This window comes from Aeromonas sp. sif0611 (assembly GCF_019218845.1).
Lineage (GTDB): Bacteria > Pseudomonadota > Gammaproteobacteria > Enterobacterales > Aeromonadaceae > Aeromonas > Aeromonas media.
Genome location: NZ_JAHUWU010000002.1, coordinates 808,804 through 822,810, shown reverse-complemented (window position 1 = coordinate 822,810; position 14,007 = coordinate 808,804). Strand labels below are relative to the sequence as shown.

The window sequence follows — 14,007 nt, the reverse complement described above, 5'->3', positions numbered from 1 at the left end:
ACAAGGAGTGATGGCGCCCAGGGCCCGTCACTCGCAACAGGGCAAAGAGGCCCCACCGATCCCGGATCGGTGGGGCTTTTTTTGGTCGCCATCCTGCAACGAGGCAGGAGGGTGACAGCCCGGAACAGGGAACCGAGCGAGGGACTGGAATGAAAAGACGACAAGGATGTGCGGGGATGCTGCTGGCGGTGCTGTCGCTGCCGGTGCTGGCCGCGGTGGGTGCCCCCGAGCAGGAGGAGCTCAGACTCGGCTTCATCAAGTTGACCGACATGGCGCCGCTGGCGGTGGCCTACGAGCGGGGCTATTTCGAGGACGAGGGACTCTACGTGACCCTGGAGGCCCAGGCGAACTGGAAGATCCTGCTGGATCGGGTGATCGACGGCGAGCTGGACGGCGCCCAGATGCTGGCGGGCCAGCCCCTGGCCGCCCACATCGGCATCGGCACCCAGGCCGAGCTGGTGACGGCGTTTGCCATGGATCTCAACGGTAACGCCATCACGGTGGCCAACAGCGTCTGGGCGGCCATGGCTACCCAACTGCCCAAGCCGGTCGCAGGAGAGGTGCCACCGCCAGTGAGCGCCGCCGCCCTCAAGCCGGTGGTGGCGGAGTACCGCCAGGGGGGCAAGCCGTTCAACATGGGGATGGTGTTCCCCGTCTCCCCCCACAACTACGAGCTGAGGTACTGGCTGGCGGCGGGCGGCCTGCATCCCGGCTTCTACGCACCCAAGCTCGGCGACAACTCGGGCCAGCGTCAGGCGGACGTGCTGCTGTCGGTGACGCCGCCGCCGCAGATGCCCGCCACCCTGGAGGCGGGCACCATCGCCGGCTACAGCGTGGGGGAGCCCTGGAACCAGCAGGCGGTCGCGAAGGGCATAGGGGTGCCCGTCATCACGGATCAGGAGATCTGGCGCAACAACCCGGAGAAGGTATTCGGCGTCACCCGGCAATGGGCCGAGCGTCACCCCAACACCCATGTGCGGCTGGTGAAGGCGCTGCTGCGGGCGGCCTGGTGGCTGGATGCAGAGCAGAACGGCAACCGGCGCGAGGCGGCCAGGATGCTGGCCAAACCCGAGTACGTGGGTGCCGACGAGCAGGTGATCGCCAGCTCCATGACCGGCACCTTCGAGTATGCCAAGGGGGACAAGCGGCAGGTGCCTGACTTCAACGTCTTCTTCCGCCACCACGCCACCTATCCCTACTACTCCGACGCCATCTGGTATCTGACCCAGATGCGGCGCTGGGGCCAGATCCCCGAGGCCAGGCCGGACGCCTGGTTCGAGCAGGTGGCCAAGGCGGTGTATCAACCCGAGGTCTATCGCCAGGCCGCCGAGGCGCTGATCGCCGAGGGCAAGCTCAAGGCCAGTGACTTCCCCGACTTTGCCAGCGAGCAGGGCTATCGCGGCCCCCAGGATGGCTTCATCGACGGCCTCATCTACGACGGCCGCCACCCCAACGCCTATCTGCAGCAGTTCGCCATCGGCCTCAAGGGCGATGAGCGGGTGCAATGAGCGAGGAGAACGCAATGAAACGACACAAGTGGCCACTCATCAATTGGAAAGCCAACAATCTGAAAACCCTGGTGCAGCCCCTGCTCGGCGTGCTGCTGTTCCTCGGCCTCTGGCAGTGGGGGGCGAGCCAGGTGCAGACCAGTCTGGGCACCCTGCCGGGGCCGCTCGCCACCGCTAGCCAGTTCTGGTCCCTCGGCCAGGATCACCTGGCGGAGCGGGAGAAGGCGAGCGCCTTCCTCGAGCGCCAGCAGGTTCGCAACGCCGAGCGGCTGGCGGCGGATCCGGCGGCCGAGGTGAAGCTGCGCCCCTACACCGGGCGCCCCACCTTCTTCGATCAGATAGCGACCAGCCTGTTCACCGTGCTGTGTGGATTCGGGCTCGCGACCCTGATCGCCATCCCGTGCGGGGTACTGCTCGGCATGAATCAGGGGCTCTATCGCGCCGCCAACCCGGTGATCCAGCTGCTCAAGCCGGTGTCGCCCCTGGCCTGGCTGCCGCTCATCACGCTGGTGGTGAGCGCCCTCTACGCAAACCCGAGTCCCTGGCTCGCCAAGTCCTTCCTCACCTCGGCGCTGACGGTGACCCTCTGCTCCCTCTGGCCGACCCTGATTAACACCGCAGTCGGGGTGGCGGGGTTGGACAGCGACCTGCACAACGTCAGCCGGGTGTTGCGCCTGTCGTTTGTGACCCACGTGCGCCGCATCGTGCTGCCCGGCGCCCTGCCCATGATCTTCACCGGGCTGCGGCTCTCCCTTGGGGTGGCCTGGATGGTGCTGATCGCGGCGGAGATGCTGGCCCAGAACCCGGGGCTCGGCAAGTTCGTGTGGGACGAGTTCCAGAGCGGCGGCTCGGCCTCCCTGGCCCGCATCATGGTGGCGGTGATCACCATAGGCCTCATCGGCTGCGCCCTGGACAGGGGCATGCTGGCCCTGCAGCAGTGGTTGTCCTGGGACAAGCGCCAGGTGCTGCGTTAATCACATTTCTATTCAGGCAGGAGAAGAGCCAATGAAGAGTTATCTGGAGATAAGCGACGTCGGCATCTCGTTCGAGACGGAGCAGGGCAGCTTCGAGGCCCTCAGCCGGGTCAACCTGCGCATCGAGAAGGGGGAGTTCGTCTCCCTCATCGGTCACTCGGGCTGCGGCAAGAGCACGGTGCTCAACCTGGTGGCGGGGCTGCTGGAGCCGACCCTGGGCGGCATCATCCTCGACGGACGCGAGGTGGTGGGGCCGGGGCCCGAGCGGGCCATGGTGTTCCAGAACCACGCCCTGCTGCCCTGGCTCAGCGTCCAGCAGAACGTGGCGCTGGCGGTGGGCCAGGTGGAGCCTGACAAGCGGGCGGTGGCGGAGCGGGTGGACTACTACCTCTCCCTGGTGCAGATGGATCACGCCAGCCGGAAGATGCCCCACGAGCTGTCGGGGGGCATGAAACAGCGGGTCGGCATCGCGCGGGCCCTGTCGCTCTCCCCCAAGGTACTGCTGATGGATGAGCCGTTCGGTGCCCTCGACGCCCTGACCCGGGCCCATTTGCAGGATGCGTTGATGGCGATCCAGGCGGAGCTTGGCAACACCGTCATCATGATCACCCACGACGTGGACGAGGCGGTGCTGCTCTCCGATCGCATCGTCATGATGACCAACGGCCCCAGTGCCACCGTCGGGGAGATCCTGACCGTGGATCTGCCAAGGCCCAGGGACAGGGTCGCCCTGGCGGATGACCCCCACTACCACAAGCTGCGCCAGCAGGTACTGCGCTTCCTCTACGAGAAGCAGCGCAAGGTGACCCCCCTCAAGGCAGCCGGGCAAGTGCGCAGCAAGCTGCGCGCCTGAGCCCACCGGATTCAAGGAAGAGAGATATGACTGACAAAGAGCAACAGTGGGTGATCGGCGACGGCGTGGACCTGATCGATCGCCATCGCGCCGGATCCGCCGAAAAGCAACGCCTGCTGGTGGTGGGCAACGGCATGGTGGGTCATCACTTCGTCGAACAGCTGGTGGCGGCCGGTGGCCTCGACCGGTTCGAGGTGACGGTGTTCGGGGCCGAGCCTGACTCCGCCTACGACAGGGTGCACCTCTCCGAGGTATTCGGCGGCAAGGCCCCGGAGGCGCTGCGCATGGCGGATCCTGCCTGGTATGAAGAGAGCGGCATTGCGATGCGGCTGGGGGCCGAGGTGGAGGTGCTCGACCGGGCCGCCCGCACCCTGACGCTCGCCAACGGCGAGCAGTTCCCTTACGACCGTCTGGTGCTGGCGACCGGCTCTGTGCCCTTCGTGCCCCCCATCCCCGGCCATCAGCGGGAGGGCTGCTTCGTCTACCGCACCCTGGGGGATCTTGCCGCCATCCGCGATGCCTGCGCCCAGGCCCGCAGCGGCGTGGTCATCGGCGGCGGCCTGCTGGGGCTGGAGGCGGCCAACGCCCTGCGCCTGCTCGGGCTCAAGACCCAGGTGGTGGAGTTTGCCCCCAGGCTGATGCCGGTGCAACTCGACGAGAGCGGCGGCGCCGTGCTGCGAGACAAGATTCAGGCGCTCGGGGTCGAGGTGCTGGTGGAGAAGGCCACCGAGTGCATCGAGCAGGGGGAGCAGGCCCGTCACCGGCTGCGCTTCAAGGACGGCTCTCATCTTGAGACCGATGTCCTGCTGTTCTCGGCAGGCATCCGCCCCGCCGACGCCCTGGCCCGCCAATCCGGGCTGAACGTCGGGGAGCGCGGCGGCATCTGCATCGACGACGGCTGCCACAGCTCGGATCCCGCCATCCTCGCCATCGGCGAGTGTGCGCTCTGGCAGGGGCGCATCTTCGGCCTGGTGGCACCCGGCTACCAGATGGCCCGCACCGCCGTGGCCAGCCTGTGCGGTGGCGATACCCGCTTCGTCGGGGCCGACATGTCCACCAAGCTCAAGCTGATGGGGGTGGACGTGGGCTCCATCGGCGACGCCCACGCCAGCACTGCCGGGGCCCAGGAGCTGCTGTTGCTGGACAGGGTCAACGGCATCTACAAGAAGCTGGTGACAGACGGCGAGGGCAATCGCCTGCTCGGCGCCATCCTGGTGGGGGACGGAGCCGATTATGAGCGGCTGCTGCAGTACTACCAGAACGGGGTGGCGCTGCCCCAGCCGCCGCTCTCCCTGCTGGTGGGAGAGGCGGGCACGGCCCCCGCGCCCCTGGTGCTGCCGGACAGCGCCATCCTCTGCTCCTGCCACAACGTGAGCAAGGGGGACGTGGTGGCCGCCGTCAGGGCGGGCAATCACGAGCTTTCTGCGGTGAAGAGCTGCACCAAAGCGGGCACCGGCTGCGGCGGCTGCAGCAACCTGCTCAAACAGGTGGTGGATCAGACCCTGGCGGATCTTGGGGTCGAGGCGGACAAGGGGTTGTGCGAGCACTTCGCCTACGGGCGCCAGGAGCTCTATCACCTGGCCCGTGTCGGCGAGCTGAAGAGCTTTGAGGCGCTGCGAGACAAGCATGGCCAGGGTCTGGGCTGTGACATCTGCCGGCCGACGGTCGCCTCCATTCTGGCGTCGCTCTGGAACGAGCACGTGCTGGAGAAGCCCCACCGCGCCCTGCAGGATACCAACGACGCCTTCCTCGCCAACCTGCAAAAGGACGGCACCTACTCGGTGGTGCCGCGCATCCCGGGGGGGGAGATCACCCCGGAGGGCCTCATCACCATAGGGGAGGTGGCGCGCAAGTACGGCCTCTACACCAAGATCACCGGCGGTCAGCGCATCGATCTGTTTGGTGCCAGGGTCGATCAGCTGCCCGCCATCTGGGGCGAGCTGGTGGCGGCGGGCTTCGAGACCGGTCAGGCCTACGGCAAGTCGGTGCGCACCGTTAAGTCTTGCGTCGGTTCGACCTGGTGCCGCTACGGGGTGCAGGACTCCATGACCCTGACCCAGACCCTGGAGCACCGCTACAAGGGACTGCGAGCCCCCCACAAGCTGAAGTTCGCGGTCTCAGGCTGTACCCGGGAGTGCGCCGAGGCCCAGAGCAAGGACATCGGCGTCATCGCCACCGAGCGGGGTTGGAACCTCTATGTGTGCGGCAACGGCGGCATGCGGCCGCGCCACGCCGACCTGTTCGCCACCGATCTCGACGAGCAGACCCTGATCCGCTACATCGACCGGCTGCTGATGTTCTATGTGCGCACCGGGGACAGGCTGCAACGCACCTCGGTCTGGATGGAGAACATGGAAGGGGGGCTCGACTACCTCAAGTCGGTGATTATCGAGGACAGGCTCGGCATCGGTGCCGAGCTGGAGGCCATGATGGGGGAGATAGTCGGCACCTGGCAGTGCGAATGGAAGAGTACCCTGGCGGACCCGGACAAGCTGAAGCTGTTCGAGGCTTTCGTCAACCGGCCCGAAGACGAGACACCGCCGCGCCGTGAGGAGCGGGGGCAATGGGTGCCGGATATCTCTATCAAGGAGGTGGTATGAGCGGGGCCAGCGGGTTGCACGCCCGCCATCAGCATCAAGGAGGTGATATGAGCGAATGGAAGGAAGAGGGCTTGACGTCAGAACCTGGAGCCTGGCATCGGGTATGCGAGCTGGCGGCGCTGCCGGAGCAGGCCGGGCGCAGCGCCTGGCTGGAGGGGCGGGTGCTGGCGTTGTTTCGCCTTGGGGAACGGGTCTATGCCCTGGACGGGGTGGATCCCCAGGCCGGGGTGGCGGTGCTCGGGCGCGGCCTGGTGGGGGATGCCGGGGGCGAACCCGTGGTCGCCTCACCGCTCTACAAGCAGCGCTACGCCCTGATGGACGGCCGCTGCCTGGATGATCCGGCCCTGAGTGTCGCCTGCTGGCCGGTGCGGCTGAACGGCGACGAGGTCTGGGTACAGCTGGGCTGATTGGCACCATATGAAAACCAATTTTCCTGTCACCGGGCTCTGCCCGGTGATTTTTTGTGCGCAAGCCGACAATTTTTGCACGAGGCGATGGCGGGTAAACGTTTTTCGGAAATAATAGACAAACGTTTGTAACTGGATGTTTGTCTATGACGGAACGTGAGCAAGAGATCCTCGCCCTGCTGCGCCAGGATCCCATGATTGCCCAGCAGGAGCTGGCGGACAGGCTTGGCATCAGCCGCTCGGCGCTGGCGAGCCATATCTCCAGCCTGATGCGCCAGGGCTATGTGCAAGGCCGCGGCTATGTGCTGCGTGAAGGCCCCTACGCCGTGGTGATCGGCGGCGCCAACATGGATATCTGCGGTTGCAGCCACGACAACCTGCGCATCGGCGACTCCAACCCGGGCCGGGTACGTACCTCGGCTGGCGGGGTGGGGCGCAACATCGCCGAGAACCTGGCGCGGCTCGGCACCGATACCCGGCTGCTGACCGCGGTGGGCAACGATCAGTACGGCCATCACCTGCTGGAAGTGAGCCAGCGTGCTGGCGTCGACGTGCGCCAGGTGCTGGTGTTGGATGGGCAGGCGACCTCCTGCTACCTCAGCCTGCACGACGGCAGCGGCGAGATGAGCTGCGCCGTCAACGACATGGGCATCATCGACGAGCTGACTCCGGCCAGGCTCGCTCCCTTGAGCGGCTTCCTCGGCGCGGCGCGGCTCTGGGTGCTCGACACCAACCTCGCCACTCACACCCTGGACTGGCTGTTCGAGCGCCAGGGTGAACACATCATCTTCGTCGACACCGTCTCGGTGGCCAAGGTGGAGAAGATCCGCCCCTGGTTGCACCGTATCCACACCCTCAAGCCGAACCGCACCGAGGCGGAGCAGCTGTGCGGCTTCACCATCGCCGGGCCCGATACCTGGCCCATGGCGGCAGCCTGGTTCCACCGCGCCGGGGTGCAACGGCTGTTCCTGAGCCTCGGCGATCAGGGGATTTTCTACAGCGACGGGGAGTGCCAGGGCCATCTGCCCGTGCTCGGCAGCCCTGTCGTCAATGTGACCGGCGGCGGCGATGCCTTTATGGCAGGGCTGGCCCACGCCTGGTTGCTGGAGCAGGGCATCATGGAGGCGACCCGATTCGCCCTCGGCTGCGCCGCTCTCACCGTCAATTGTTCCGATACCGTCTTTTCCGGCCTATCCAAGGCCGCCGTTGAACGCATGCTGGAGGAGTACCCATGTTGAACGCTTACCTCGATATCCAACCTGAAGTCGCCGCTGCCCTGGCCGCCGGCAAGCCGGTGGTGGCTCTGGAATCCACCATCATCTCCCACGGCATGCCCTATCCACAGAACGTGGAGACGGCGCGCCAGGTGGAGCAGGTGGTGCGCGACAACGGCGCCGTGCCGGCCACCATCGCCATCATCGACGGCCGCCTCAAGGTGGGTCTGGATGAGGGGGCCCTGGAGGCGCTGGGCAAGGCCGGCCACGCCGCGACCAAGTGCAGCCGACGGGACATCCCCTTCGTGCTGGCGAACAAGGGGCTGGGCGCGACGACTGTAGCTTCCACCATGATCATTGCCGCCATGGCGGGGATCCGGGTGTTCGCCACCGGCGGCATCGGCGGCGTGCACCGCGGCGCCCAGGAGACCTTCGACATTTCGGCGGATTTGCAGGAGTTTGCCCAGACCCCGGTGGCCGTGGTCTGCGCCGGTGCCAAGTCGATCCTCGACATCGGCCTGACCCTGGAGTATCTGGAGACCCAGGGGGTGCCGGTTATCGGTTATCAGACCGAGGAGCTGCCCGCCTTTTACACCCGGGAGAGCGGCTTCAAGGTGGATTACCGCCTCGACACCCCGGCGGCCATCGCCGAGGCGCTGCGCCTGAAGTGGGAGCTGGGGCTTGCCGGCGGCGCCGTGGTCACCAACCCCATCCCGACCGAGTTTGCCATGCCCAAGGCAGACATCGACGCCGCCATTGCCCAGGCACTGCGTGAGGCGGACGAGCAGGGGGTCAAGGGCAAGGAGTCCACTCCCTTCCTGCTGGCCCGGGTGTGCGAGCTGACCGGTGGCAACTCCCTGGCGGCGAACATCCAGCTGGTGCTGAACAATGCCGCCCTGGGTGCAAAGATTGCCGCCAGCCTGTAACGGCAGGTGGATGAATGCAAAAGAGGGCCTGTTGGCCCTCTTTCTTATTGTGCAAATCGGTTACATAAAACCTTATTGCAGCACCAGTCGACCGTTGAGGGGTTGCACGGGTCTGTTGTTGGGGTGGTGCATCACGGCCTTGAAGGCATCGATCTGGGCCTGGCTCACCTGCACCGGCTGCTTCATCACCAGCCAGCGCACCCCTTCCGAGCAGGGCGGCGTGGTCAGGGAGCCGCTGAAGCGGTAGTAGTCGCGCTGGGCGGGCAGCAGTTGCTCCGCCGAGATCGGCTGCTCCAGGCTGTGCATCTCACCCGCTTTGGCTGGCAACGCCTGCCAGGCCTGGCTCAGAACCCCATTGGTCTGACCCGGCTCGAACATCACGGCGACCACCGCCAGCTCCCCCTTGTCATTGGCGTGCACCAGGTGTCCCTCCAGGGGGTAGGACCTGCCCTCGATGAGGTTTTCGCTGGGAGCGTGGAAGTGGAACTGCTTGAGCTCGAAACGCATGCCGTCGAGCTCAAGGCTGCTGCCCGGGGCATAGTTGACCTGCACCGTGTGGCCGTTGTTGACCAGGGTCTTGCCGCCCGACAGGTAGTGGAACTGCAGTGGTGCCAGCTCGGCTTCCACCAGACCTGCGAGGTTGACCGGCGACTGGTTGCTGCCCGCGCACTGGCCAAATTCCGGGGTCAGGCCGGCCCATTTCGCCGGGCCGGCTTCACCGCTGTATTCCCAGTGCGGAGCTGCGGCGAAGGCGGTGGGGCACAACAACAGAGAGCAGGCCAACAGGGACTTTCTCATCATGCATCCTTATCTTGATTGAAAAGCACGGCCATCCGTTTCCCCACTCAGTGAGGGAACAGCAGATGGCATTCTCTGGAATGCAGGATACAGAATGTCAGACCGGATATTTATTATTGAGGATCATTGCAGGCGATAATTATGATGCATTTAATATGAATCTAAATAATCTTAGGCCACTCCTTAATATTGAATGGTGGCTCTTTAAAATGAAAGCAATCTAATTAATTGGCTGGTATCAAGGATGAATTCTTTCATGTTCCTCTCATCGAGGTCAGACTTTTTTACCTAGCAAGCCTTCGCTTCAAGTCCACCAAAAAATCACAATTCATTGTTTTTTATTGTCATTTTTCATTCCTTTTTTGAACTTGAACAAATGATAGACAGTTGCTCCCGGGCAGGCTGACGCTGCGATTGTTCGCAAACTCAAGAGAGAGAGTAAATATTGTCTGCTGGCGCTGGCGCTGGCCTTGCCCGGAACGGGTAATAGGGCCGATATAACTGGTCAGCCCGGTCAACTGCTGTACCGGGAGGGCTATGCCTCAGGACAACAAGTCGGCCAGCCGGCTTGCGGACTACGCAGTACAAGGTGGATGAGGTGAAGCAGCGGAGCGGGCTCGACTTCTGCGCCGAGCGACCTGATGAGCCGGAAGAGGCCATGGAGTTCAGGCTGATGGCCATATGGGCAGCGGCTCTCCCTCATGACAACAGGGGCCTCGGCCCCCGTTGTCATTTGCTGATCTCATCCCCCACCTGCTTGACCGCATCCCGGGTACCGTGGCCGATCTCGCGGGTCACGTCACGGGTGGTGTGGCCAATTTCCCGGGTCACGTCCCGGGTGGTGTGACCCACGGTGCGGCCCGCCTCCTTGATGTCGGCGCAGCCGCCGAGCAGGCTGCCCAGGGCCAGGCCGAGTGCCATCAGTGCCATGCAGTCATGCCTCATGCCGTGCTCCTTTTCGTTTCATCATCATCTTCATGTCGATGTCGGCATTATGGCCTCGTGTGCAGCGGCCGGGCAACCAGCAGGGTGTGGCCCGGTCCCGGGATCTCGTGCTCGGCCTCCACATGGAAATGAGCCTCGCGCAGGCACTGGTACAGCTGTTTGGAGTGATAGAAGCGGCTGTTGCCGTTGGCCAGGCAGGTGAAGTAGAGGGAGGTGGCGTTGAGACTGAAACTGGCGGCTTCGAAAGTCTGCCTGTCCCAGAACAGCTCCAGGATGCAGACCCGGGCGTCCGGTTTCATGGCCAGTCGGACCCGGTTCAGGATGGCGACGATCTGCGCGTGGCTGAAGCAGTCGAGAAACTGGCTCATCCACCAGATGTCGGCCTCGCCGGGCAGGGGGCCTGGTTGCAGCAGATCCACCGGATGACCCTGCACCTGCTCCGCCAGTCCGGCCTCCTCGATGTTGAGGTGGGCCAGTGCCAGCTGCTCGGGCAAATCCAGGATGGTGACCCGCAGAGCGGGATCCCGTTTGGCGCAGGCGATGGCCCACTTGCCGGTGTTGCCGCCCAGATCGTAGAGGTGGCGCGGCGCATAGCCGAACACCTTGTCCTGCGCTTGCTGGAATGCCCAGTCGGAGTAGAAGTGATCGAACGCAAACCAGCTGCGGCGGGCCGGTTCGGGCAGCTCGTTCAGGTGCGGGTAGAGGGTCTGCCAGGGACCGAACTCCTGCAAGCCGGCTGGCGAGCCCTGACGGATGGCGTCGAGCAGATGGGCGAGAGGCTGATAGCAGACATGCTGGGTAAAATCGAGATTGACCCGGCTCATGGCGTCGTGCAGCAGGTATTTGCCGACCCTGCCCAGCACATAGTGCTCGTCTGTCAGGTAGCAGAGCCCGCCACCGAGCCCCATGTCCAGCAGCACGCCGGCGCCGTATTCGCTCAGCTCGCATGCTAGGGCGATCTCGGCCAGCGAGGCCCCCCGCGAGCCGCGGGTTTCGAGAAACGCCAGCACCCCGGTTTCACGCAGGCACCAGCTGGCCTGAAACAACATGGGCCCGAAGGCGATTTTCTGGGCCTCGCTGATGGCTTCCAGCGCGTTGTATGGGTCTGCCTGATAGTGGTTCACGGGGTGACTCCTGCCGGTTTATTGGTTCTGTGTGCGGGAGAGTTCGGTCTGGATGGCCTGATTCAGACCCAGCACCCAACGGTTATAACTGCGATGTATGCTGCCCTTGCCCTTGTCATCAAGGTTGATGCTGCTCACATAATTAATGGAGTAATCGCGAGCGCTGTAGGGAATATCGATTACCGCCTGATGTTGACGCACATTGACCTGGCCACGAATAAGCCCTGGTCGTTCTTTCCTCATCACCCAGCTCTTGCCGATGCCCGCCGTAATAATGGCCTTGGCCACCTGCTCTTCGGTCAGATTGAAGGGCACCGGATTGACCGCCATATTACGGATGGGCTGGCTGGTGGAGCAAGCGGCAAGCAGGGCACAGGTCAGTATCAGGGATATTTTATTAATGAGTTTCATAATATTTCCTTCGGGGAGGATATTCATCAATTCGGGCGAGGCAATGAGACAACACAAATTGTTTATTTTCAATCGCCAAGGCAGTGGATAATCTGCGCCAGCTATTATTTTTGATGAATAATGGTATTATCCGACCGGTATTAACCTGATGACGCCATTCCATGCCGTGGAGCAGGCACTACCCGTCGGATGAGTGCCTTTTATCGTCTTCGCTCCCACCCACCGTTTTAAGGACAGGTTGCCTGAAATATGCTCTCTTTCTCGCTGCTGGATAGCCAGGCACTGTCTCCGGGTCTGGCCGATGAGGCCGCCTGGCAGGCGTGGGCGCAGCAGGGCCGCTGGCCCGTCGACCCGCCGTTTCCCGCTACCCCCTTGCTGCCCATGATGATGGCGCGCCGTCTGAGCCAGGGCTCCCGGCTGGCGGTGCAGGTGGGGCTGAGCCTGATGGCTCGCCATGCCATTGATTACGCCATCTTCGTCAGCCGTCATGGCGAGCTGGCCCGCTCTGTGACCCTGCTGCAGGCGCTGGCGGACGGACAGGCGTTGTCGCCCACGGATTTCTCCATGTCGGTGCACAACACCGCCGCCGGACTCTGCTCCATTCAGGGCAAGGCCGCCATTCCCATGACCTCGTTGGCGGCGGGAGAGAACGGCCTGATGGCGGGCCTGACCGAAGCGGTCTGCGCCCTGCAGGCCAGTGCCCGCCGGGTGCTGCTGGTGGCATTCGAAGGACCTGTGCCCGAGTTTCACCGTCCCTGGCTGGCGGACGAGGCGCCGCCCCACGCGTTGGGGTTGGTGCTTGAGGCTGGCGACCAGTGGCGCTGCGAGGGGGCGCGCCGCACAGTCGAACCCCATGCCCGCCCGCTGCCGCAGAGTCTGGCCTGCTGGCGTGCCCTGTTGCGGCATGAGTCGACCCTGACCCTTTGCGATGGCCGCCAGGAGTGGGCATGGCAGCGTTGCTGAACCGGGGTTGGCGGCTGATCGGCACGGCCCTCGGCTTCACCCTGTTCGGGGTGGGCGGCCTGCTGCTCTCCCTGTTCTGGTTTCCGCTGCTGGCGCTCTGTCTGCGCGGCGAGCGGCGCCGTACCCTGGCCCAGCTCACCATCCGCCACAGCTTTCGGCTGTTTCTCGGTGTGCTGCGCGGCTGGGGAGTGCTCGATTACAGCGTGAGCGGCATGCCCGCCCATTTGCGCGGTGCCCTGGTGGTGGCCAATCACCCCAGCCTGCTCGACTACGTCATGCTGGCCGCCGAGATGCCGGTGTGCGACTGCATCGTCAAACAGTCCCTCTGGCGCAACCCCTTCATTGGTGGCGTGGTGCGGGCGGCCGACTATTTGCCCAACGTGGCAGGCGAGGATCTGCTGGCCCTGTGCCAGGCGCGGATCCAGGCCGGCGGCCTGCTGCTGGTCTTCCCGGAGGGAACCCGCACCACCCCGGGCGAACCCATCAAGCTGCAGCGCGGCGCGGCCCAGCTTGCGGTGCGCAGCCAGGTGCCGCTGCAACTGGTGCGGATCCACTGCAGCACCCGATTTCTCACCAAGCAGGACAAATGGTTCAAGATCCCGGAAAATAAGCCGACTTTCACCATAGAATTCCTGCAGCAGGTGGCGGCAGACGAGGTGGTCTCCACCGGCCAGAGCAGTGCGCTGGCCGCCCGCCAGCTGACCCGCTTTCTCACCCGGGCCCTGCAACCGGGGCCCCAATGACAGCATATGGAACAGTTATGCAAGACCTGCATCTAGAGATAAAACAACTCATCATCGACAGCCTCAACCTCGAGGGGCTCACCCCTGACGACATCGACAGTCAGGCGCCGCTGTTCGGTGACGGCCTGGGGCTGGACTCCATCGATGCGTTGGAGCTGGGCCTTGCCATCAAGGGCCGCTACGGCATCGTGCTCTCCGCCGAGGATGAGAACACCCGTCGCCACTTTGCCTCCGTTGCGGCGCTGGTCGCCCTGGTGCAGGCCCAGTCGAAAGGGGAGGCCTGAGCCATGACCCGCGACGACATCTTTGCCCAGATCAAGGCCGCCCTCGTCGAGCTGTTCGAAGTCGACGAAGAGGCCATCACCCCCGAGGCCCGCCTCTATCAGGATCTCGAGCTCGACAGCATAGACGCCATCGATCTGGTGGTGCATCTGCAGAAGCTGACCGGCAAGAAGATCAAGCCGGAAGAGTTCAAGTCGGTGCGCAGCGTCAACGACGTGGTGGATGCGGTCGAGCGTCTGCTGGCCGACGCCTGATGCCG

General features: G+C 64.4%; 15 protein-coding genes. 11 read left to right on the top strand and 4 right to left on the bottom strand.

The genetic code is table 11. The annotated features are described in order from the left end of the window. Positions 1–149 precede the first annotated feature (149 nt). The 7 genes from KW824_RS08675 (at position 150) to KW824_RS08645 (ending at position 8,482) form a co-directional block, all read left to right on the top strand. Complete coding sequence (locus KW824_RS08675) at positions 150–1,508, top strand: CmpA/NrtA family ABC transporter substrate-binding protein (RefSeq protein ID WP_256351301.1); 1,359 nt, start codon at positions 150–152, stop codon at positions 1,506–1,508. A 14-nt stretch (positions 1,509–1,522) separates the two neighbouring features. After that, positions 1,523–2,482, top strand: a complete 960-nt coding sequence (locus KW824_RS08670; RefSeq protein ID WP_218409548.1) for an ABC transporter permease — start codon at positions 1,523–1,525, stop codon at positions 2,480–2,482. 31 nt (positions 2,483–2,513) lie between these two features. After that, complete coding sequence (locus KW824_RS08665) at positions 2,514–3,335, top strand: ABC transporter ATP-binding protein (protein WP_218409547.1); 822 nt, start codon at positions 2,514–2,516, stop codon at positions 3,333–3,335. Between the two features lie 26 nt (positions 3,336–3,361). Continuing rightward, positions 3,362–5,935: a nitrite reductase large subunit NirB gene (gene nirB / locus KW824_RS08660; RefSeq protein WP_218409546.1), complete on the top strand. Its 2,574-nt coding sequence runs from the start codon at positions 3,362–3,364 to the stop codon at positions 5,933–5,935. A gap of 47 nt (positions 5,936–5,982) precedes the next feature. Then, complete coding sequence (nirD, locus tag KW824_RS08655; protein ID WP_218409545.1) at positions 5,983–6,342, top strand: nitrite reductase small subunit NirD; 360 nt, start codon at positions 5,983–5,985, stop codon at positions 6,340–6,342. A gap of 146 nt (positions 6,343–6,488) precedes the next feature. Then, positions 6,489–7,580, top strand: a complete 1,092-nt coding sequence (locus KW824_RS08650; RefSeq protein WP_005326010.1) for a PfkB family carbohydrate kinase — start codon at positions 6,489–6,491, stop codon at positions 7,578–7,580. Further along, complete coding sequence (locus KW824_RS08645) at positions 7,574–8,482, top strand: pseudouridine-5'-phosphate glycosidase (protein WP_005326011.1); 909 nt, start codon at positions 7,574–7,576, stop codon at positions 8,480–8,482. Before KW824_RS08650 ends, KW824_RS08645 begins: the two co-directional genes overlap by 7 nt. A gap of 72 nt (positions 8,483–8,554) precedes the next feature. Here the strand turns inward: KW824_RS08645 and KW824_RS08640 are convergent, their stop codons facing one another. The 4 genes from KW824_RS08640 to KW824_RS08625 form a co-directional block, all read right to left on the bottom strand. Next, positions 8,555–9,280 (bottom strand): carbonic anhydrase, encoded by a 726-nt coding sequence (locus KW824_RS08640; protein ID WP_218409544.1) that lies wholly within the window; start codon positions 9,278–9,280, stop codon positions 8,555–8,557. A 729-nt stretch (positions 9,281–10,009) separates the two neighbouring features. After that, entirely contained in the window at positions 10,010–10,225 is a 216-nt protein-coding gene (locus tag KW824_RS08635; RefSeq protein WP_042649423.1) for a hypothetical protein, read from the bottom strand. Positions 10,226–10,272: 47 nt separating this feature from the next. Then, complete coding sequence (locus tag KW824_RS08630; protein ID WP_218409543.1) at positions 10,273–11,349, bottom strand: methyltransferase; 1,077 nt, start codon at positions 11,347–11,349, stop codon at positions 10,273–10,275. 18 nt (positions 11,350–11,367) lie between these two features. Beyond that, entirely contained in the window at positions 11,368–11,832 is a 465-nt protein-coding gene (locus KW824_RS08625) for a hypothetical protein (RefSeq protein ID WP_111912846.1), read from the bottom strand. 177 nt (positions 11,833–12,009) lie between these two features. Between KW824_RS08625 and KW824_RS08620 the strand changes: the two genes are divergently transcribed. The 4 genes from KW824_RS08620 to KW824_RS08605 are packed head-to-tail and all read left to right on the top strand — an operon-like array spanning position 12,010 to position 14,002. Continuing rightward, complete coding sequence (locus KW824_RS08620) at positions 12,010–12,723, top strand: beta-ketoacyl synthase chain length factor (protein WP_218409542.1); 714 nt, start codon at positions 12,010–12,012, stop codon at positions 12,721–12,723. Further along, positions 12,708–13,466 (top strand): lysophospholipid acyltransferase family protein, encoded by a 759-nt coding sequence (locus KW824_RS08615; RefSeq protein WP_218409541.1) that lies wholly within the window; start codon positions 12,708–12,710, stop codon positions 13,464–13,466. The genes KW824_RS08620 and KW824_RS08615 overlap by 16 nt, the downstream gene beginning before the upstream one ends. Before the next feature lie 17 nt (positions 13,467–13,483). After that, positions 13,484–13,750: a phosphopantetheine-binding protein gene (locus KW824_RS08610; protein ID WP_005297932.1), complete on the top strand. Its 267-nt coding sequence runs from the start codon at positions 13,484–13,486 to the stop codon at positions 13,748–13,750. 3 nt (positions 13,751–13,753) lie between these two features. After that, complete coding sequence (locus KW824_RS08605; protein ID WP_011707160.1) at positions 13,754–14,002, top strand: acyl carrier protein; 249 nt, start codon at positions 13,754–13,756, stop codon at positions 14,000–14,002. The last annotated feature ends 5 nt before the right edge of the window (positions 14,003–14,007 follow it).